Origin of the sequence: Nocardia aobensis NBRC 100429 (genome assembly GCF_000308375.1) — a bacterium.
GTDB classification, from domain to species: Bacteria; Actinomycetota; Actinomycetes; order Mycobacteriales; family Mycobacteriaceae; genus Nocardia; species Nocardia aobensis.
Genome location: NZ_BAFQ01000066.1, coordinates 13,682 through 33,418, shown reverse-complemented (window position 1 = coordinate 33,418; position 19,737 = coordinate 13,682). Strand labels below are relative to the sequence as shown.

Here is a 19,737-nt window from a genome sequence, read left to right as displayed (position 1 = left end):
GTTCCTTCCGCGATATCCGCATCCGCTATCGGCACGGTACCCGCCGGTCAGCGAATCGCCCGGGAACCGGCGGGCCGCCGTCGCCCGACCGGCCTCGGCACCTTCACGCGAAAACAGCGTGAATCCTTTCCCGTCCGCGATCGCTCTCATATCCGTGCGGGCAACCGGCCCGCGGAATCGAAGGAGTCGACATGGTTGTCGCCGTCATCGCCGTGGTGGTCGCGGCCGTACTACTGTGCAGCTGCATGCTGGTCCTGCGACGGAGGCGTAACCGTGGCTGAGTGCACGAGATCGGCGTGGCCCGAGGAACATCTGGTCACGGCGGCCCGCAACGGCGACGAGTCCGCCATCGCCGCACTGGTTTCCGGTTCCTATCCCCACGTCCAGCGCTTCGCCCGTTCCTTGTGCGCGACCAGTCAGGACGCCGAGGACGCCGCGCAGGAGGCGATGCTGGTCCTGTTCCGCAAGATCGGCACGCTGCGGGCGGCGGGTGCGCTGGCCTCGTGGATGTTCCGCATCGTGCGCAACGAATGCCTGCGGCGGATACGCACCGCCGCGCACCGGGAACCGGATGCGGAGGTCGCGGCGGCGTCGGCGGAGGACGATGTGCTGGCCCGGCTGGAGATCGAACGGGTCGCCGGCGCGATCGCCGCCCTGCCCGCCGATCAGCGTCGAGTCCTCATCATGCGTGATGTGCAAGGACTGCCGGGCAGCATGGTAGCCCGCACGCTCGGATTGAGCACGGCGGCAATGAAATCCAGGCTGCACCGAGCGCGTGCCGCCGTTCGCGCCGAACTCGGGATGCCGGATCGAGGTCTGCGGCCATGAACGACGGTGCCGGACAGCAGAAAACGTTCGCCAGCCGCTCGGTCCCCGTTCACCTGGCACGCGGGCTGCTCGGTTTCGGCCTGATCGCCGGATCGATCGCGCTGATCCCCGTTGCGGGGCTGACCGCCCTGCTCCTGCTGCCTGCCGGGGTGGTCGCGCTGCGCGGCTGCCCGACCTGCTGGCTCATCGGCCTGGCGCAGACGGTGTCACGCGGCAGAATCGAACGACAGTGCGTGGAAGGCCGGTGCCGGATGCGCGTGTAACCGCTACCCACCCTTCCCCATCTCTGGCCGGTCTCGCCGGATTGACAGCCGTCGGCACGCGGATTCAAGATCGACCGACAGCTGTAGAAGTGATCACCGAGGGACGCAAAAGTCGTTGCGCCCCTTGGCGAATCTTTCGAGTATGGGTTTCGGTGAATGGTTGAGGTAGTAACAGCGCGGCCGGAAACCTCCGGCCCGCGGCGGGAGAACCCGCGGCAGCGACGCGGGCGATCATGGTGGGGCGCGGCGGCCGCGGTGACGAGCGGCGTGCTGTTACTGGTGTGGCAGGCGGCGCAGTACGGCATCTGGCTGGTCGACGACGCCGGAATCACGTTCGCCTACGCACGCAGTGTCGCCGAGGGGGCGGGGCCGGTCCTGCAACCCGGGGCGCAACCGGTGGAAGGATTTTCCGATCCCACCTGGCTCGCGGTGCTGGTGCTGGGCAAATGGTGCGGCCTGTTCGACTCCGGCTCCCTGTTCGGCATTCCCGATTTCGTCTTCTACCCCAAGGCGATCGCGGCCCTGTGCTGCGCCGGGATCCTCCTCTGCTGTTACGTCGCCGCGCGGCGGGTGTCGCGATGGCCCGCGGTGGTGACCTTCGTCACCGGTGCCGTGCTCGCCGCGATTCCGTCGTTCGTGATCTGGTGCTTCTCCGGCCTGGAGAACTCACTCTTCGCGCTGGCGGCATGCGCCCTCGCCGTCCGCCTGTTCCTGGCGGTGCTGGACGACCGATTGTGGACACCCACGGTGGCGGTAACCGCCGGTGCGCTAGCGGCGTTCGCGGCGTTGACCCGCCCCGACGGCCTGATCTACCTCGCCGCGTACCCCCTGGTTTCGGTGATCCTCGTTCGTCGTGCCACCTGGCCCGTCGCCGTGCGTCACGTGGTGTATTCCGTTGTGGCGTTCGCGATTCCGTTCGGGGCGTATCTGGTGTGGCGGATCACCGAGTTCGGCCGGCTCGTCGCGAATACTGCGGTCGCCAAGAATCAGGCGATGCCGACCGTGCACGACCTGACCAGGGCCGGCGATCTGGTGCAGTATGCGGGCGCACCCGCCGTGGTCGCGGCCGTCGGCGTGGTCGGATTCGCCCTGGCGGGCCCGGGCAGAATCCGTCACGGCCTGGTCGCCCTGCTGGTTCCGCTGACGCTGGCGATTACGGGCTACTGTGTGCTGCAACCGGATTGGATGGAGCAGTTCAGGTTCGCCACTCCGGTGTGGGCGCTCGCCGCGCTCGTCGTCGCGCTCTCGGCGACGGAGGTGCTGGCCCGGTTGCGTGCCCGGGGCCGGGCGCTGGTCGCGCTGACGCTGGTCGCCGCCATGATCCCGTCCGGGGTGGCCCTGGCGGATGCCGCGCGATCCTATCGGGCAGATTCGGATATCCCGTTGTGCTGGATCGCGTTTCGCTTCGGCCGCTACTTCAACGGCTACGCCGACATCCTCGACCTGCAGCAGGGCACACTGCTGGCGCCCGACATGGGCGGAAGCGCACTGACCTCCCGACTCCGGCTGATCGATATGGCCGGACTCGCCGACGCGCGGATCGCGGACATCTACGCCGGCAAGGCCGACATCGGCCTGTCCGACTACGTCTTCGAGGACCTGAAGCCCACCTTCGTCCACACCCACGGCGTCTGGATGCAGAACGGACTGACCGTCGATCCGCGCATGGACCGCGACTACTACCGGATCCAGCAGTCGCAGAACACCGCCAGCCCGGACGAGGACTGGGTCCGCAAGGATGTGGTGCGCGGCGACAAACAGCTCACGCAACTGCGCCGGTACTCGAGCGAGGTCCTGCCGCATCTGTTGTCCGACTACCAGAAGACCGGTGACTGCGGAACGGTGCTGCGACCGGGTCAGACGGTGGAGCGCAGCCGGGCGGGGAACGCTTCCTAGCGCGACGGACGCCGTTCCCCACCCCGAATCCGGCAAACCGTTACGGTTGTCTCGTGACCGGCACGTGGACCGCACTCAACCCGACGAGTGGATCCTCCCTGCTGGCCAACTTCGGCGCGCTGGCCGTCCTGGTCGGGACCTTCGCCGAGTCCGGGTTGCTGGTCGTGGGCTTCTTCCTTCCGGGCGACACCCTGATCTTCCCCGCCGGCATCCTGTGCGCGGGCGGGCCCCATTCCGGACCCCACCTCATCCTGTGGCAGGTATTGCTCTGTGCCGCAATAGGTTCGATCGTCGGAGCGCAGGTCGGGTACACATTCGGCAAGCACGGCGGCCGCGCCGTTCTCCAGCGCACGTCGAACTCCCGCCTGCACACCGTCGTGGCCCGCGGCGAACGCTGGCTCGACCGGTACGGCGCGCGCCGGGCGATCGTGATCGGCCGATTCGTGCCGATGGTCCGGACGGTCATCAGCCCCGTCGCCGGTGTGCTCGACGTGCCCACCCGCACGTTCACGCTGTGGCAGATCGTCGGCGCGATCGTGTGGTCGCAGAGTCTGGTCCTGCTGGGTTATTGGCTAGGGGCGTCGGTGCCGAATGTCGACAAATATCTGCTGCCGGCGGTCGCGGTCATCGTCGTGGTGTCGATGCTGCCGCTGCTGGGGCAGCTGCGTAAACGCGCATAAGTCATTCCGAGGTATTCCCCCGCCGCGGGCGCGGCCCGATCTGATCGAGCAGATCGTTGACCTCGTCGCCGAAACCGTTGCCGACCGGCTTCGGCGTCTTGTTGGGGAACCGGCGCGTCACATGTTCCTCGGCCGCGGATCCCGGTAGCACATAGACGGTTTCGGATTTGTTCTGCAACGGACGCACCACCTCGTCCAGATGCGTTTTCCGGTCGTCGATGAAGGCACCGATCACGTCTTCACCGGCCGGGCATACGGCCATGCAGTAGCCGGCCTTGTAGTTGGGTTTGAACGACAGACTCTGCCACATCGAGAACGACTCGCCCCTGGTCACGCGCTCGCGGTAGTCGTCGCGGCCGGCGCTGTCGGCGACGGTTTCGGCCCAGTCGGTGAAGCCGCCCATGAACTCCCGATAGTTGTGGGTGTAACAGGCTTGGAAATCGAAACCACCGTCGTTGGTGATCGCGCCGACCGGGCACGCGGAGACGCACAACTTGCATTCCAGGCACGGGCTGAAGTCCAGTGCCGTACTCGGCTCGTCGACGACGGCGTCGGTCACCACGGTGCCGAGCAGAATGAAGTTGCCGAACTTCGGATGAATCACGTTGCGGTGAATGCCCATGACGCCCAGGCCCGCGGCCTCGGCCACCACCTTGTGCGCGAGCACCCATATCCGTCCCGGGAACTGTTCGACCTCCATCGGATAGCCGGGCGCCGGGTAGACCGCGCGATAGCCGGCCTCCTCGAGGGCCCGGGTGATGCGCCGCGACACCACGTTCGACTCGTCGTCGGCATGGTTGAATTCGGCATTGGCGAGGCTACGCATCGGGCTGCGCAGATTGTCGCGGTTCATCCGGATGCAGAAGGCCACGAAGGTGCGGGCGGACGGCAGGATGCCGCGCGCGTGCTCGCGCTCCTCCGCGACCTTCGGATCCTCGACGGAGACGAAGCCCACGTCGTCGGCACCGGCGGCGAGACAGATCTCGCGCAGCCGCGCGGCGGTCAGCACCGGATCGGGTGCCTTTCGCCTTTGGACGGCAAGGTTTTTCACGGTCGGATGCTCCGCGTAACGCCCTGCCTCGGTCGGCTCCCGGTCAGTTGACGACATCGCGCCCTCCTATCTCCACGAGACGTATGGCCTCGAAGAGATAGACGGATCCGGTCCCCGGAATTCATCGCCGGTAATCGCCGCGGCAGCAGACGTTATCGAAACGCAACCCGATCCCGACTCGAAGATCACTGCACAGCAATGGCTTTCGAACCTCAGCCGAATTGGCGCCGGACAGCGGCGACGAGCCACTGTTCGTAGCGTTCCATACTCCATCCGCCCTGCAGCACGAGCTGCTGGTGACTTTCGGGCGACCAGAGGAAGGACAGCTCGTCGGCCGCGGTCTCGGGATCGATGCCGTCTCGGGCTATTCCGCGTTCGAGCAACATGCCGATCACGTTGCGGTAGTCCTGTTTGCGGCGCGTCAGCAGTCCGGCCAGCGCCTCGGCGACGGCGGTATCGGCGTTCGCGGCGCTCAGGAACTCCGTCCACAGCACGCTGGTGCGGGCGTTGGCCGCGGCGACGAACCCGGCGGCCGCCCGCAGGAAACCCTCCTGGTCGGCGATGGCGTTGACCTCGGCCGCGGCATCGCTGTCCGATACCGGCGCCTCCCCCTCTTCTCCCGCGAAGGCCTGCTCGAAGGCGCCCAGCAGCAGATTGCGCTTGGGGCCGTTGGCCTTCACGGTCTCGGTCGACACTCCGGCGCGCGACCCGATATCGGACAGCGACGTGCCGCTGTAGCCGCGCTCCACGAAGCAGGCGGCCGCGGCCTCGAGCACACGGCGGCGGGTGGCCGCGGCCTGTTCGCTGCGCAGGGCGGATCGATAGGTCCGTGTTGCGGTCTTGTCGCTCATCTCAATTCCTAATTGACTACCCCGGCGAGGTAGTTAATACTTCATTGGTGTCACCAATCTTACTTCGCTTCACACTCGGGAAGACCTGCCCATGACCTCCGTTCTCCTGACCGCCACACCCGTGCGCAGCCATGTCACGCCTCTGCTGTCCGTCGCGGAGGCACTCATCGCCGCAGGTGACCGCGTGCGGTTCCTCACCGGCACCCGCTTCCGCGACGACGTCCTGGCCACCGGCGCCGAATTCCTGCCCCTTCCACCCGAGGCTGACTACGACGATCGCGATATCGACGCGGCCTTCCCGGGCCGTCGCGGACTGTCGGGCCCCGCTGGGATTCGCTACGACATGATCGAGATCTTCCTCCGTCCGGTGCCCGCCCAGCTGCGAGCGGTCCGCGAGGCCCTCGCCGCCGAGCCCACGGATGCCGTTCTCGCCGAGTCGATGTTCGCCGCCGCCGCGGTGTTCAGCGGTATTCCGCGCGCGGAACGGCCACTGCTGGTCAATCTGGGCATTCTGCCGCTCGCGCTGAAGCATCCGGACGTCGCGCCGTTCGGTCTCGGGATCGCACCGATGCGCGGACCGCTGGGGCGCCTGCGCAACGCGGTACTCACCCTCGGCGCGGAGAAGGGCGTGTTCGCTCCCGTTCAGCGCTTCGCGAACGAGATCGCGCGCGCCGAGACCGGTCGCGCACTGCCGCGGTTCTTCCTCGACTGGCCGGCCGGAGCCGACCACATCGTGCAGTTCACCGTCCCCGAATTCGAGTACGTGCGCCGCGGCCTGCCCGACACCGTGCATTTCGTCGGGCCGGTGGCCCGGTCGCGGCCGTCGGCGATCCCGGTGCCCGAGTGGTGGGACGATCTCGCCGGCCGCCGTGTCGTGCACGTGACACAGGGCACGGTCGCCACCGGCGAATGGAATCTGATCGAACCCACGGTGCGCGCACTCGCCCACGACGATGTGATCGTCGTGGTCAGCACCGGCGGACGACCGGTCGACACACTGCCGAACGACCTGCCCGCCAATGTGCGCGTCGCCGAATTCCTTCCCTACGACCGGTTGCTGCCGCAGACCGACGTCTTCGTCACCAACGGAGGCTACGGAGGGGTGCACTACGCGCTCGAGCACGGCGTACCGATCGTGATCGCGGGCCGCACCGAGGACAAGGCGGAGGTCAGTGCGCGAGTGGCCTGGACCGGCGTGGGCATCGACCTGCGCACCGACAATCCCACGCCGGACAAGGTCGCCGCCGCGGTCCGCACCGCGCTTACCGACGAGCGTTATCGTCTGCGCGCCAAGGAGATCGGCGACTCGATTCGTCGGTCGCCCGGTCCCGACGCCGTGCATGACATCATCGCCGACGCTGTGCGGTCCGCCGGCCGGCAGCGGGCGTAGAGCTACCGGCGTCCGGTTATCAAGTCGAGGTGGCGGCGTTCGAGATCACCGGCCATGGCGGCGCGGACCTGGTTGCTACGAGTCGGTGAAATACCGGAGTAATCAGCCTCGGAAGCTGGATCCGGTCGCTCGACGCCCAGCCGACCGGACTGAGAACCCCACGCGGTTTACGCGTCCGCCACTCGTACTGTCCCCCGCTTGCTTCCCAATCCTCTTCTCCCGCCTCAGAAGCGCCGGCCCGCGCCCGGACGTAGACGATCCTTTCGCGAGGACTCCCGGCTCGAAACCGCCCTGAATCACCACGGCCGATGCTGCCCGTCCAGCCGTGCAACCTGCGACAAACCGATCATCGCAAGGCACCACATATCTCACATCGCCGCACAAGGCCAGTTCTACTCGACCACATGATCTTTCGCTTCATCCGACCCACACTTTCCGCAGCAGGCCGGACGATCCGTCGCACCTTTTCGGACCGCAACCCAACAGGAGAAATCATGACCCTCCCACACGAAGCCCTCCGCCGCGCGAACAGCAGACCCGGCGTCGCCGATCGAAACGCTGGGTTACCGAACATCTTTCGCGGCCTCGACGACCTCGCGGCGGCACTGTCCGGCACCCTCATCCGACCCGCGGATGCCGAATGGGATCAGGCCCGCGCCGCATGGCAATTGCTGGCCGACCAGCGACCGATCGCCGTGGTGACCGCGGCGACCACCGACGACGTGGCACTCACCGTCCGCGCCGCCGCAGCGCTCGGACTGCGGGTCGCGCCGCAATGCACCGGCCACAACGCCACCCCGCTGGGCGACCTCACACGCACGATCCTGCTGCGCACCGGCGCACTCGACCGGATCGAGATCGACGCCGACGCACGCATCGCACAGGTCGACGCCGGCGCCGGCTGCGCCGATCTCACGGCCGCCGCGGCATCCGCGGGCCTCGTACCGGTCGGCGGTTTCGCCGCGGACGTCGGCGTGGTCGGCCTCGTGCTGGGCGGCGGCCTCGGCTGGTTCGCGCGCTCACACGGCCCCGCCCGAGCCTCGGTTCTCGAACTCGAACTCGTGACCGGCGACGGGGTGATCCGCCGTGTTCGCGCCGGCGACGACCTGTTCGATTCGGCCCTCGCCGGCGCCGATATCGCGGTGATCACCGCGCTCACACTGCGACTGCACGCCATCGATGACGTGGTCGCGGGCGCCTTGTTCTGGCCGGTCGAATCGACCCGCGACATCTTCCACGCCTGGACGGCATGGACCGCGACGATGCCCGAAACCGTGACCTCCGTGGTACGAGTACTGCGCTTCCCCGACGCTCCCGACGCCCCACCGATGTTCGCCGGACGGGCCTTCGCGATCATCGAGGCCGTGATACAAGCCGACGCGGCGACGGCACACGATCTGCTCGCGCCGCTACGTGAATTGTCCCCGCTTGTCGACACATTCGATGTCGTCGCACCGTCGACGCTCGCCGGTCTGCATATGGATCCGCCGGTTCCGGTCCCGGCACTCGGGCGCAGCGCGCTGCTCCGGACGCTCCCCGCGGAGGTGGTGGACGCGATCGTCACCGCGGTGACCGACGGTCCCGCCGACACACTCACCTCGATCGAACTGCGCCACCTCGGCGGCGCCCTCGACCGCACCGAAGCGAGCCCGACCCGCGGATCCGCCGCACTCCTGTTCGCCGTCGCCGTCGTTCCCGCCCCGGGCGCGGCCGAAGCGGCCGCAACCGGGTTCCGGGCGCTGACGGCTGCCGTCGCCACCGTCCGATCGGATCGTGACATCAGCAGCTTCACCGAAAGCGCAGCGGCCCCGGAGCGCCTGTTCGGCTCCGACCTGCCGCGATGGGTAGCCGCGAAGGACCGCTGGGACGCCGCGGATGTCATTCACGCGAATCATTCGGTGCGAAACACTCACGGGGCCTGAGTATTTCCCGTTCAATGGAACAGCCGCCTCCTCGGCTGCCGGAGGGGTGCAGCCGGGGAATGGGCGGCGGCCGCGCTGCACCGAGCGCCGCATCGCCCTGCCGAAGGGGCCGGCCGTGCCGTCTCCCACCACTACACCGTGCCGGGATCGTCGAGCGGGTAGGCGAACGTGGGGACGCCGTGCGGCATCGCACGGGCGAGGATCACCGGCTCGTTGTCGCCGATCCGGACGGTGAGCCGGAAGCCGTTGCGATCGTCGGAGTTGTTCTGGGGTTCGAAAGCCGCACAAGCGAATCCGGCGTCGGCGCGCGAGGCGGCAGCCAGCCGGTCCAGCTCGGCGGAGACCGCCTGCCATTCGTCCTTGCCGACGTATTGACGCATCACCGAATGCCACACGACGGTCAGCGTGCCGGGCTCCACCTCGATGCCGGCGAGGAAGTCCCGGGCCCCGGTCACGGCGATATCGACGGGGATCTTCTCCGCCAGTCGCAACGCTCCGTCGAGCCGGGCCGCCCGCGCCTGCTGATCCGGCCAGACATAGGCACGCAATGCGAGCGCGTCGCGCGGCGACAACGGATCCAGCGGCGTCGGATCGCACCCGCGTCGCTCGACGACCGTGACCTGCGGATGGCGTCGCACCGCACCGGCCAGCCACTGCGGGACCGGCCCCCGCCACGCGTCCGCGATCGTGACCGGTGAATCCTGCGGCCCCCAGCCGATATCGCCACTGTCCCAGCGGAAATGGTCGGCGCGCAGGTTGAGTCCGCCGCTGGCACCCAGCTCGAGCAATCGGATCGGCAGCGGCATCGCATCGACCGCCGCGAGCAGCCCGGCCAGCAGCGGAACGGCCCGCCCGACCTCGTTGGTCTGCGGCGGACGAGTCAGCCAGTCGCGAATCCACTCGGCCCGATCGGCCACGACCTGCCGGAACGGAGCCCACGCGCCGGCGGGATCGTGGGCCCGCACCGACGCTCCCGAGCTCGGATAGAAGGGAGCGAGATCGCTTGCGGCGCCGGACAATACCAAGGCGTGCACGCCGGCCAGCAAGCGCAACGGCACCGCGGAATCGAAGTCGATGTCCTCGTAGCCCTCCAGAACCGCGGCGCAGGGTCCGCGATCGTCGATATCGCGCGCGATGTCGCGCAGCAGGGAGCCGTACAGCGGTGAACCGAGCTTGTCGCAGGCCTTGGCTTGCAACTCGAATTGCGATACCAGATGCATGAGTGAACTGTGCGCCGCCGCACAGCCGTAATCAATATTGATTATGGTCAACCCATGGAGTGGATGGACACCGCCGACGCGACCGAACGGCTCGGGGTGAAGCCAGCGACCCTGTACGCCTACGTCAGCCGCGGGGTGCTGAAACGTCGCTACGACCCGGTCCGGCGGCGCAGCCTGTTCGATCCGGCGGAGATCGAGGAGCTGGCCCGGCGGGGTAAACCGCGCCGTAAGCCCGCGCCGACCGAAATCGATATCGCCTCCCGCATCACCACCCTGGGCGCCGACCGGCCGTACTTCCGCGGTCGCGACGCCGTCGAACTGGCCGCATCGCACAGCTTCGAGGCCGTCGCCGAGTGGTTGTGGGAGGGGGACCTCACCGACAGCGGCCCCTGGAAAGCCTCCGAGAAGGCGGTGGCAGCTGCCCGCGCTACCCAGGCCGGCCTGCCCGAGGGCCTGCTGCCGATCGACCGGCTGCAACTCATCGTCACCACCTTGGCCGTCGGCGATCCGCTGCGTTTCCACCGCGATCGCGCGACCGTGGTCACCATCGCGCGCGCCGTGATCGCCGGCATGATCGGGGCCCTCCCGCAGCTGTCCCTCCCGGTCGGCCGCTCCGCCGCCGCGATGCTCTGGTCACGACTGTCCGCCACCGCGCCCGCCGATGACGACGAGTTGCGAATACTGTGCGCGGCAATGGTGCTGCTGGCCGATCACGAGCTGGCGTCCTCCACCTTCGCGGCCCGGATCGCGGCGTCGGCGCACGCCGACCCGTACGCCGTCGTCGGCTGCGGTCTCGGGGTTCTCGGTGGTCCCATGCATGGCGGCGCCTCGCTGGCGGTGGAGCGGATGCTCGCCGATATCACCGACCCCCGCGCCGTACCCACGGCGCTGGACGAGCGTCTGCGTCGCGGTGAACGCATTCCCGGCGCCGGCCACGCCGTCTACCGCTCCGGCGACGCACGCGGCACCTACCTGGTCGATGCGATCCGCACGCTCGCACCGGATCATCCGGTTCTGCTTGTGGCCGAGGCAATTTCGGCTGAACTGCGGCACCGGCGCTTACCCGCGGTCAACAGCGATTTCGGCCTCGGCGTTCTCGCCACGGTGTTCGGCATGATTCCCGGTGCGGGCGAGATCATCTTCGCCGTCGCGCGAACGGCGGGCTGGCTGGCTCACGCGATGGAGGAGTACGAATCCGGGACGCTCATCCGCCCTCGCGCGGTCCCACGACACCGATGACATCACGAACCGGCGGATCGGACAGCCGTAGCCGCTAAGATTCGAGGACATCCCCGAAGCGGCACAAGACATACAGGGAGGGCAGCGATGCGAGAGGTCTTGGTCGCCGAAGTCCGGTCGGATCCACAACCCCGGCGCAATCAGAAGGCGCGAGCGAGTGACAACTTTTCGTTCGCGTCCGTGCCGGCGGAAGCGGAAGAACTGCTCTGGCGGACCGGCCCCGGCACCGAAGTGATCAAGTTCAGCGTGATGGTCGACGTCCGGGCCAACTACGACCAGCGCGTCCTCTCGAACATCGTCTCCGGTGGCAGAACCCGCATGCCGCTGGAACGGAAGTCGTTGTCGCGCCGCGGTTTCTACATCGCCGACCCGTCCGGCACGACGCAGGAATTCGTCGTGCAGGTGTATGCCCTGATCCCCGACTGAGTCGTCGACGCCGGCCCCGCTGTTCCGCTAACCTCGGCAACCGTGCCCCCCTACCCCCCGATCGACCCGTACGCCGACGGCCTGCTCGAGGTCGGCCAGGGAAATCAGGTGTACTGGTGCACCAGCGGCAACCCCGCGGGCCGGCCGGTACTGGTGGTGCACGGCGGACCGGGCAGCGGGAGCAGTCCCGGTCCACGAAAATCGTTCGACCCGAACATCTTCCGCATCGTGCAGTTCGACCAGCGCGGTTGTGGCCGGAGCATTCCGAGCGCTGCCAACCCGGACACCGACATGTCGGTGAACACCACCGAGCACCTCATCGCGGATATGGAGCGGCTGCGCACCCATCTCGGCGTCGACCGCTGGCTGCTGTACGGCGGATCCTGGGGTTCGACGCTCATCCTCGCCTACGCCGAGCGGTACCCGGAGCGGGTCACCGGGATCGTGCTGGTCGGCATCACCACCACCCGCCGCCGCGAAATCGACTGGCTGTACCGGGGTGTCGCACAGCTGCTGCCTGCCGAGTGGGAGCGGTTCCGTGCCGGGCTGCCCGGCGACGGTGACCTGGTCGACGGTTACCGGCGACTACTCGAACACCCGGACCCGGAGGTGCGCCGCAGCGCCGCGATCGAGTGGTGCCGCTGGGAAGACGCGGTGATCGCCCACGAATCCCTGGGCCGCCCAGGGCAATACAGCGCCAAGCCGGACGCGGCCATGCTCACCTTCGTCCGGATCTGCACCCACTACTTCGCGCACGCGGCGTGGCTCGACGAGGGCGTGCTGCTGCGCGAGGCCGGGCGCCTGGCCGGAATCCCCGGTGAACTGATCCACGGCCGCCTCGATCTCAGCGCGCCCCTGGAAACCGCCTGGGAACTGGCGAAAGTCTGGCCCGAGGCCCGCCTGCACGTCATCGACGACTCAGGCCACACCGGCAGCCCCGCCATGAGCGAAGCGATCGCCCGAGCCATCGCCCGCTTCGCGCAAACCGACGTCTGATAGGTGACCTATCGCTCCCCGAGCCGCAGCGCTTGCCGCACCTTCTCGGCGCGCTGTACCTCCCTGCCGTACAGCAATCCGTAGGTGAAGGCGTTCTCCCCGGACAGGTGCGCCTGGACACCGAGGGTGCGCACCTCGGCGCGCGCGACGACCGCGTCCTGGTGGACGCCGAGGGATTTCTGCAACTTCTTCATGCGGCGGGCCAGCTTCTTCTTGCCGGTCGCCTCGGCCGCGTAGCGGGTGCGTTTCGCCGCCTTCCGCACCTCGTGCAGGCCGCGATCGGTGCCGAGCCGCCCGATGTCGTCGAACGCACGGTCGACGCGGCGGCGGGTCTTGCGCAGCCCCTTGCCCTTCTTGCGGTGCAGCGGGAGTCGGTGACTGGTTTCCAGGCAGTCCAGCAGCGCGAAGTATCGTTCGCTGTTGAGCGCCTCGAGCACGTCGGTGCGGGCCGCCGATCGGCGTGGGACGAACGACTCGGTCAGCCGCCGGCGTACCTCGCCGATCACCAGTTCGTCCGGCAGGGCCCTGACCTCCGCGACGAGGTGGTCGTGCAGAACCTCGAGATCACGCATATCGCCGAGGACACCGGAGAGCCACTTCAACTCGTTGCGCAGATCTCGCGAGCCCTTGAAGGCCTGCAGAATGCTGCGCAGCCGACGACCGGCGACCCGCATCTGGTGGATCGAGTCGGGGCTGCGGCGCCGGATCAGGATGTCCTGCTCGATCATCTTGTCCGCCTGCTTGCGCATATAGCCCTGCAGACCCCGCTCGGGTGGACGCGGCGTCGTACGGACACCGAGGACGCGCAGCGCCTTCGGCGGCGCGTCCGACGGCTTGCCCAGTCTCTTCTCGACGGTGTCGAACACATCCGGACCACCGCCGGTCAACTCGACCTCGATCTCCTCCCACGACATCACCGACGACGACTCACCGAGGGTCTGACCCGACACACTGTCGGCGACGATCTCCGCCGCGACCGCGCCCCGATCGTCGGAAAGCCGCCATTTCCGCCGTTTCGTCCGAATATGCGCCACCGGCGCGAGCGGCCGGCCCCGGGTGATCCCCGCGAGCATGTCGGTCAGCTCCTGCGGCGCCGACTTGCCCCCGCGCCCCAGCGGGACCTGAATCTCTTCACGGGTATCCTCCCCCACCGGCAACTTCAGATGCCACCCCTCATCCTCCCCACCGGTCCGCCGCCGAAGCGTGATTCCCTTGTGCGCCAACCGCAGATCCGCGGTGTCGTGGTAGACGGCGTCCAGTACCTGCTCCTCGCTCAGCGGGTCCAGGGTCATACCGGGCACATCATCCAGCGGCACCCCACCCGTGATCGGCAACTGGTACTTCCGTTCCCTTTCGTTCACGTGCGTGGCCATATACCCCGGCTACCACGAATGGGCGGTTTTAGTCGTGGGTTGCTCGATCAGCCTCGCCCTCGAATATCACAGAACGAATGGCTGCGACACGATTCCTCGTCACCTCCGCCTCAGCTTCTGCGCGGATCCATCGCCGAGAGACACAGGCTGATTCCTGAGGTCGACGGTCTCACCGGGTTGGGGGCCTGCCTGGTGGCGAACGGCGACTCGACAGTCGGTCGACAGGCCCCTCCCCCGCCACAGCACCCCGCGCGATGCGGGGCCGCCGATCACTGGGTATGTGTCATTATGCGGGGGATTTGTTCATGACCGTGAAGGCAAGATTCAGTAGCCCCACCGGCACGAAGATACCCGCCCACCACTTCAGAGACTTGAGGCACGCGCCTTTGAGCCAGGTTTCGCTTCGCCCGTAAAGTCCGGCACTCGTTGCAGCCCAGGCCAACACGAACCCCAGCGTCGCCACATATTGGAGAACGGTTTGCGCGGTGTCTCGGAGCATAGTCGCGACAATGGTGAAAACGATGGCGAGGCAGAAGGCGATCGTCGCAACTGAGTCGCCCGGACCACCTGGTTCAGCCCTTCCGCGATATCGGTCCGCCGTTCCGTAGCAATCGATTCGTAGGGCTGGTGGCCGGGCCGCGCAGCTTTCTCAGGCGGCGCCGCCTTTCTCCAGCGCGCCTCACCGAGTCGTCGCAGCCCAGCACGGAGCTTGTCCGGCAGCAGCCGAACCACCGCCAAAGGCGGTCGGGCGTAACCTTTCTCGTACAGCAGCGTCGCATTCGCAGGGCGCAGCCTCAGCGCTCCCACTCCGACCTCCGGCCGGTCCACGATCTTGTTTCCCCTGGTCAGGGTCTGCCAGCGTTGCAGTTTCACCACCTCGTGCCCGTAGCGATATCTGACACGGCGATTGTGGTGACGACAGCGCATCCACTCGCCCGGCACCCAATTGCGGCACGGTCACCCCTTGCTCGTCCGCGGATAAGCGCACTGAACCGGCCACACCGACCCGCGCAGAAACCAGAGCAACACCGATACGACGGCGACGTAGACCGGAAACAACCCACCGATCCACAGAGGCCACGGTGTCGGCGACACCGAGTCGAGCTGCCTGGAAATCCACTGCAAAGTCGATGGAAGTAGAGACAGATAGTCGTTCATCACACCACCCCCGTCATTCACATGCCTTGTCACGCAACGACTTCGCCAATTATTCCCTGGATAGGTCCAATCTGTGGGGCGTTCCAGATCGACCATCCGACGAACAACTACGAAGAGTCGCTCCCCGTCCAGCGGAGGCGTAAGTCCTCGCCGGTCAGCGGTCTGCCAGGCAGGGCGACCCGGCGCGCATGCTCGTCCTCGCCACACACGACCGTTGCGCCTTCGTTGAGTCGGAACACCGCCCGCACGGACAGCGCGTCACGCGACAACGTCACCGTGTTTTCGGCGCCCACCCACTCCATGTACGGCCCGTACTTCTCCAGGCCGACCGGTGCGGGGAGTTGTATCGGCTTACCGTATTCGTCGGTCAGTGCGTCAGTCATCCGCGCCATGGCATCGGTAAGGCGGGTGCCATCGTGTTCGAACTCCGGAAGGTTGGCGACGGGTGCGTCGAAGTACGCGACCCTATCGCCGTAGAAGTCGAGATAGGAACGTCCGGTGCTGTACTTGCTGGTAAACGCAATGCCGTCCGGGTTCAGGTCCACGAATTCGGTGAGTCCGGCAGCAGTGATCACGCTCCCGATGTCGTAGATGTTCCAGCCCCACGACAGGTTCCGGATCCATCGGACGAACTCGACGAGTTCCGACGACGTCATTTCCGACCGGTCGGCCGGCGGCGCAGGAGGGTTGAACGGTGGCGGCCTGAGGTAGTCCCAGGAGGCACGATGGTCGTTGCGACTACCGCCGACCGAGGTCGAGTCGCCAGGAAGCGGGGGCGGCTCCCAAATACTTTCGCGTGCAAGGGCACTCGGCTTGGAGCTATTGGCCGCTTCGTCCGAGGCGCCCTCTTCCCGAAGTGCTGATGGACCGAGGGAGATCAACGGAGAGTCGTCAGCGCCTGGTGGCCCCGCCGCACCCTGCCCTAGCGGCGGTTCCGGAACCCAGGCGATATCCAGACCGGACATTTCCAACGGAAGGTTGCCGTCAAGAGAGTTCCATGCTCGGTAGGTCAGGTCCGCCGGGCTCGACATCCCCAACCCATCCCGCAGGCCTGAGACCGCCATCCCGGCCAGGCGGCGATAGTCCGCCGTCCGGATCGGACACTTCAGCTCCGTCCACCAATTCGGATTACCTTCCGGACTAGTGCCGGGCGCCCGCCATCCGAGTCCAGCAATCAGCTGACATTGCTCAGGTGCCTGCACCTGCGTGAGGGCGGGATTCCGGTCGCTCATCAGCTCGGCATACAGGTTGTCGTCAACGTGAACGAACTGAACGTAGCGACCGGACTCACCTCTTTCGTCAATCACCACCAGCGCGCCAACCGGCAGCGCCGCCAACTCCTCGGCCAGAGCTGAACCGAATTCATCCCAGCTCAACACAGCAGCCAGCCCCCTCGAGTCTTCATATCCAATCCAAAAACTATGCGTCGGAACAGCATTTGGTAATGACAGTTGGAAGATGGCCGGGGAGTCGCGCGCGGCTCCTGCCGCGGGCACTGATCACGGGATTCGGTCCGTCGAAGAGGCCGGGGCAAGGGCGCCGAATGATCACCCCTCGGTGCGCCGACCGCCCACATGGACGGTGTGGCCGTAGGTCCCGTCAGGCTGCCGAGCAAGAAGCGGCGGAACCTGGCGGGAGACCGCGGCGACCGGCTCGGAACGGGTGGTGACGTCGTGTGCGTCCTTATCGCGCCACAGTTGAGTCAGCCAGATCGTGTCCGGGTCGTCGAATGCGGTGTTGATGCTGTAGTGGAGCAGGCCGCTATCGTCACCGCCGGCGCGAAATCCGGCGAGAAGCACCGCGATCAACTCGTCACGCCGCCCGGGCAGGGCGGTCATTCGCCCGTAGACGCTGAACATATTCCCATTCCCGCTGGACATGCATTTCGCCTTTCGCCTGCCCCCTCCTGCGACGAGGCTACTCCGAGGCAGAAATCGGGGTGCACCGCCGAATCCCCAGTGTCTCCGGCAGATTCGCGACCCAGAACGCGCGGTTCCACATTCCGATACGGTCGAGCTTTCAGTCGTGGGTTTTCCCGGTTACGACATCGATCGCGTCGTTGCGCCCTCGAGGACCGGACCGGCCGCTGTAAGCCTTCGACCTAGCTGGCCAGCAGGTCGAGCAGCGAGCCGAAGATGAACAGACCCAAAGCAATCCAGCGCAGAGGATGGGCCGGATGTTCGCGGTGCATGACCCAGACGATCGAACGAGTTATCGGGACCGGGAGCCAGCACACGACGGCCCAGAGCCACGCCAGAACAGCCCCGGCACGGTGACGTTGATCGGGTTGCGTGGTCAGGTACGTCAACGGCGCGAGTATCACCAGCCCGATCGCGATCGCCACCATGAGCCCTGGCAGGTGCGATCCCACCGTCCACTGGGCGATGAGATAAGTCGGGGCGGCGAGGACGAGGACTCCCAGCAGGACCGAGCCGATTCGCTCCACCCGCCGGTCGACGTATTCGGCATTACGCCACGCTGTTTTCTCGCTTCCGTCCAGCGTGTTGACGAAAGCCGCTTCGACCCGGCTCTCGAAAATCTTTTGGCCATGCTGACATTCCCATTTGTATACAACCGGATCCGGCCCGACGACCACGATGTCGTCGGCGACCGAGACCGGGGGCATGGCATATCTGCACGATGCGCAGATGAGCTCGCCGTCGAATGTCTCGACCAGCGATGCCAGCAGCGACTCGTACTCCGGAGTATCGCGTCCTCGTTGCCCTACCGTAAGGTCCGACTTCACGCGACACTCCAGTGCGCGCAGGCGTTCGAGTAACCGGGCCGCGTCGCGGGTTGCCGTGATTCTGTTTTTCGCTCTACTCAGACGCTTCACGTGCCGTCTACCGAATTCGTTCAACGCGGCAGCGCCGATCAGATCGAAGATCACTGGCAGGCCGGCCACGAACTGAAGACTTTTCCCGAGACGACCCCAGAAAAGAACCGAATGTCCGAGCAGAAGATTCGCTTCGGGCAGCGGGCCGCGCGACCACCGCACGCACAGCTCCCACCACCAGCCGCGGAAGACCACCGCCGCGACGAGCACGAGAGCAGGGCCCAACCACCATGCGCGGAGGCCGAACCGGCGTTGCTCTCCCGCAGTGTTCTCTCCGCCCACCCCTACGACGATCACCCAATCCCTGTGTGGCGTCCAGCCCACAATTCGAAGGGCTGCGGGCAGATATCTGCCCCCGCCATGCCGGTCACCTGCGTCGTCCCCGCGCCGACCTGCAGCGCAACCGGCACGTCACACACCGCACCAGTTTGCCGAAGCCGGGGTGCTTCGGAGCGCCCCGGTCACGCTGGCCGGGAAAATCCTGCGGCGGGCGAAACGAACGGCTTCTCAGAGTTTGACGACGATCTTGCCGGTGTGGGTGCTGGACTCCATGAGGCGGTGGGCCTCGCGGATACTGTCGAGGCCATCGAAGACCGCGCCGACGTGGGGGCGGAACACACCGTCGCGGATGCCGGAGGCGATCCAGTGATTGATGCGGCGGCGGCCGTCGGCGGTGACCGACAGTTCCATGTTGGCGTAGCCGAGGATTCGGAGCGGCCAGTTCATGGGCATGGCCATCGGGCGCTGGTCGAGCCAGCCGTAAACGACGACCGTGCCGTTATGCGCTGCGGCCGTGCTCAATTCAGCCAGGCCGGGCCCGCCGACGGCGTCGAAGATCACCTGCGCGCCGACGCCGTCGGTGATGCGTCGCGTCTCGGCCACGACATCGGTATCGGCCGAGGCGATGACGTGTGCTGCTCCGTTGTCGAGCAGGTATCGGCTCTTCTCGCCCGTTCGGGTGACCGCGATGGGGATGGCGCCGATGCGGGCAGCGGTCTGCAGTGCCGCGATACCGACGCCACTGGACGCCGCGGTGATCAGGACGTGGTCGCCCGGACGCAGGCCTCCGGTTTCGATCATGCCGCCGTATGCGGTGGAGTAGGTCAGCCAGGTGGCCGCACCGGTGACCGCGTCGAGGCCCTCCGGACGCGGGACCACCGACTCCACCGGCAGCACCACCCGCTCGGCATACACTCCGGCCGAGCTCATCTCGATGTTCGGGCCCGTCGAGACCTTGTCTCCAACAGCGTATTCGGTGACGCCGTCGCCGACGGCCTCGATCACTCCGGAGGATTCGTAGCCGAGCCGGGATCCCGGAAGTGTCGGCAGGTAGTAGTAGGTGCCGGCCCGGAACAAGGCCTCCGCCCGGTTGAGTCCGAGCGCTTCGATGCGGATGAGTACCTCCTTCGGTCCGGGCGCCGGCAGGTCGAGATTTTCGATGGTCAATACCTCGGGATCACCGAGTTCGTGGAAGACGACGGTGCGTGCGGTAATCGCGTCGGTTGTCATGTCACTGACGCTATTCACCAGCGGAGAGATGATCTATGCGTGAAAGTCTTGCGGAAATGTCCGTTCGTCTCGCTACCAGGATTTCGTCTACCATGCGGA

17 protein-coding genes are annotated in these 19,737 nt (G+C 66.9%); 9 read left to right on the top strand and 8 right to left on the bottom strand.

The features are described 5' to 3' along the window. The first annotated feature begins 273 nt into the window (after window positions 1–273). The 4 genes from RJ03_RS09070 (at window position 274) to RJ03_RS09055 (ending at window position 3,667) form a co-directional block, all read left to right on the top strand. Entirely contained in the window at window positions 274–828 is a 555-nt protein-coding gene (locus tag RJ03_RS09070) for an RNA polymerase sigma factor (RefSeq protein WP_036500121.1), read from the top strand. Beyond that, on the top strand, window positions 825–1,091 hold the full coding sequence (locus RJ03_RS09065) for a hypothetical protein (RefSeq protein WP_036500119.1): 267 nt from the start codon (window positions 825–827) through the stop codon (window positions 1,089–1,091). Before RJ03_RS09070 ends, RJ03_RS09065 begins: the two co-directional genes overlap by 4 nt. A 156-nt stretch (window positions 1,092–1,247) precedes the next feature. After that, window positions 1,248–2,987 (top strand): hypothetical protein, encoded by a 1,740-nt coding sequence (locus tag RJ03_RS09060; protein ID WP_245552224.1) that lies wholly within the window; start codon window positions 1,248–1,250, stop codon window positions 2,985–2,987. Window positions 2,988–3,040: 53 nt separating this feature from the next. Then, window positions 3,041–3,667 carry a DedA family protein gene (locus RJ03_RS09055; protein ID WP_036500115.1) on the top strand — a complete coding sequence of 209 codons (627 nt, stop codon included), beginning with the start codon at window positions 3,041–3,043 and terminating at the stop codon, window positions 3,665–3,667. A gap of 1 nt (window position 3,668) precedes the next feature. Here the strand turns inward: RJ03_RS09055 and RJ03_RS09050 are convergent, their stop codons facing one another. Both RJ03_RS09050 and RJ03_RS09045 read right to left on the bottom strand, forming a co-directional pair. Next, a complete protein-coding gene (locus RJ03_RS09050) occupies window positions 3,669–4,775 on the bottom strand; it encodes a 4Fe-4S binding protein (protein ID WP_083870692.1) in 1,107 nt (368 codons plus the stop codon). 155 nt (window positions 4,776–4,930) lie between these two features. Then, window positions 4,931–5,569: a TetR/AcrR family transcriptional regulator gene (locus RJ03_RS09045; RefSeq protein ID WP_036500113.1), complete on the bottom strand. Its 639-nt coding sequence runs from the start codon at window positions 5,567–5,569 to the stop codon at window positions 4,931–4,933. Window positions 5,570–5,660: 91 nt separating this feature from the next. On the opposite strand from RJ03_RS09045, the gene RJ03_RS09040 reads away from it, so the two are divergent. Beyond that, window positions 5,661–6,959 carry a glycosyltransferase gene (locus tag RJ03_RS09040; protein WP_036500112.1) on the top strand — a complete coding sequence of 433 codons (1,299 nt, stop codon included), beginning with the start codon at window positions 5,661–5,663 and terminating at the stop codon, window positions 6,957–6,959. Between the two features lie 494 nt (window positions 6,960–7,453). Then, the gene (locus RJ03_RS09035; protein ID WP_051024484.1) at window positions 7,454–8,881 is read left to right on the top strand and encodes an FAD-binding oxidoreductase; all 1,428 of its coding nucleotides are present in this window, start codon (window positions 7,454–7,456) and stop codon (window positions 8,879–8,881) included. A gap of 131 nt (window positions 8,882–9,012) precedes the next feature. Here the strand turns inward: RJ03_RS09035 and RJ03_RS09030 are convergent, their stop codons facing one another. Next, the gene (locus RJ03_RS09030; RefSeq protein WP_036500110.1) at window positions 9,013–10,101 is read right to left on the bottom strand and encodes a DUF2332 domain-containing protein; all 1,089 of its coding nucleotides are present in this window, start codon (window positions 10,099–10,101) and stop codon (window positions 9,013–9,015) included. Between the two features lie 54 nt (window positions 10,102–10,155). Between RJ03_RS09030 and RJ03_RS09025 the strand changes: the two genes are divergently transcribed. From RJ03_RS09025 to pip, 3 genes are all read left to right on the top strand, one after another. After that, the gene (locus RJ03_RS09025; RefSeq protein ID WP_036500108.1) at window positions 10,156–11,340 is read left to right on the top strand and encodes a citrate synthase; all 1,185 of its coding nucleotides are present in this window, start codon (window positions 10,156–10,158) and stop codon (window positions 11,338–11,340) included. A gap of 87 nt (window positions 11,341–11,427) precedes the next feature. Further along, window positions 11,428–11,766, top strand: coding sequence for a hypothetical protein (locus RJ03_RS09020; protein WP_036500106.1), 339 nt, complete (start codon window positions 11,428–11,430; stop codon window positions 11,764–11,766). 42 nt (window positions 11,767–11,808) lie between these two features. Continuing rightward, window positions 11,809–12,762, top strand: coding sequence for a prolyl aminopeptidase (gene pip / locus RJ03_RS09015; RefSeq protein WP_036500104.1), 954 nt, complete (start codon window positions 11,809–11,811; stop codon window positions 12,760–12,762). Window positions 12,763–12,770: 8 nt separating this feature from the next. Here pip and RJ03_RS09010 read toward each other — a convergent pair whose 3' ends face one another. The 5 genes from RJ03_RS09010 to RJ03_RS08985 all read right to left on the bottom strand — a co-directional run bounded on the left by RJ03_RS09010 (window position 12,771) and on the right by RJ03_RS08985 (window position 19,638). After that, window positions 12,771–14,135 (bottom strand): CYTH and CHAD domain-containing protein, encoded by a 1,365-nt coding sequence (locus RJ03_RS09010; RefSeq protein WP_036500102.1) that lies wholly within the window; start codon window positions 14,133–14,135, stop codon window positions 12,771–12,773. Window positions 14,136–15,400: 1,265 nt separating this feature from the next. Then, window positions 15,401–16,672, bottom strand: a complete 1,272-nt coding sequence (locus RJ03_RS37035; protein WP_157163385.1) for a DUF6301 family protein — start codon at window positions 16,670–16,672, stop codon at window positions 15,401–15,403. A gap of 168 nt (window positions 16,673–16,840) precedes the next feature. After that, a complete protein-coding gene (locus RJ03_RS34925) occupies window positions 16,841–17,173 on the bottom strand; it encodes a putative quinol monooxygenase (RefSeq protein ID WP_083870690.1) in 333 nt (110 codons plus the stop codon). A gap of 221 nt (window positions 17,174–17,394) precedes the next feature. Then, window positions 17,395–18,411 carry a hypothetical protein gene (locus RJ03_RS08990; protein ID WP_157163384.1) on the bottom strand — a complete coding sequence of 339 codons (1,017 nt, stop codon included), beginning with the start codon at window positions 18,409–18,411 and terminating at the stop codon, window positions 17,395–17,397. 225 nt (window positions 18,412–18,636) lie between these two features. Continuing rightward, complete coding sequence (locus RJ03_RS08985) at window positions 18,637–19,638, bottom strand: zinc-dependent alcohol dehydrogenase family protein (RefSeq protein ID WP_036500091.1); 1,002 nt, start codon at window positions 19,636–19,638, stop codon at window positions 18,637–18,639. Window positions 19,639–19,737 lie beyond the last annotated feature (99 nt).

Bases quoted from the DNA above. Each gene is read 5' to 3' on its own strand.
- RJ03_RS09025 (WP_036500108.1), top strand. From the start codon at position 10,156: ATGGAGTGGATGGACACCGCCGACGCGACCGAACGGCTCGGGGTGAAG.
- RJ03_RS09020 (WP_036500106.1), top strand. From the start codon at position 11,428: ATGCGAGAGGTCTTGGTCGCCGAAGTCCGGTCGGATCCACAACCCCGG.
- RJ03_RS09040 (WP_036500112.1), top strand. From the start codon at position 5,661: ATGACCTCCGTTCTCCTGACCGCCACACCCGTGCGCAGCCATGTCACG.
- RJ03_RS09030 (WP_036500110.1), bottom strand. From the start codon at position 10,101: ATGCATCTGGTATCGCAATTCGAGTTGCAAGCCAAGGCCTGCGACAAG.
- RJ03_RS09050 (WP_083870692.1), bottom strand. From the start codon at position 4,775: ATGTCGTCAACTGACCGGGAGCCGACCGAGGCAGGGCGTTACGCGGAG.
- RJ03_RS09035 (WP_051024484.1), top strand. From the start codon at position 7,454: ATGACCCTCCCACACGAAGCCCTCCGCCGCGCGAACAGCAGACCCGGC.
- RJ03_RS09060 (WP_245552224.1), top strand. From the start codon at position 1,248: ATGGTTGAGGTAGTAACAGCGCGGCCGGAAACCTCCGGCCCGCGGCGG.
- RJ03_RS08985 (WP_036500091.1), bottom strand. From the start codon at position 19,638: ATGACAACCGACGCGATTACCGCACGCACCGTCGTCTTCCACGAACTC.
- RJ03_RS09045 (WP_036500113.1), bottom strand. From the start codon at position 5,569: ATGAGCGACAAGACCGCAACACGGACCTATCGATCCGCCCTGCGCAGC.
- RJ03_RS09065 (WP_036500119.1), top strand. From the start codon at position 825: ATGAACGACGGTGCCGGACAGCAGAAAACGTTCGCCAGCCGCTCGGTC.
- RJ03_RS34925 (WP_083870690.1), bottom strand. From the start codon at position 17,173: ATGTCCAGCGGGAATGGGAATATGTTCAGCGTCTACGGGCGAATGACC.
- RJ03_RS09010 (WP_036500102.1), bottom strand. From the start codon at position 14,135: ATGGCCACGCACGTGAACGAAAGGGAACGGAAGTACCAGTTGCCGATC.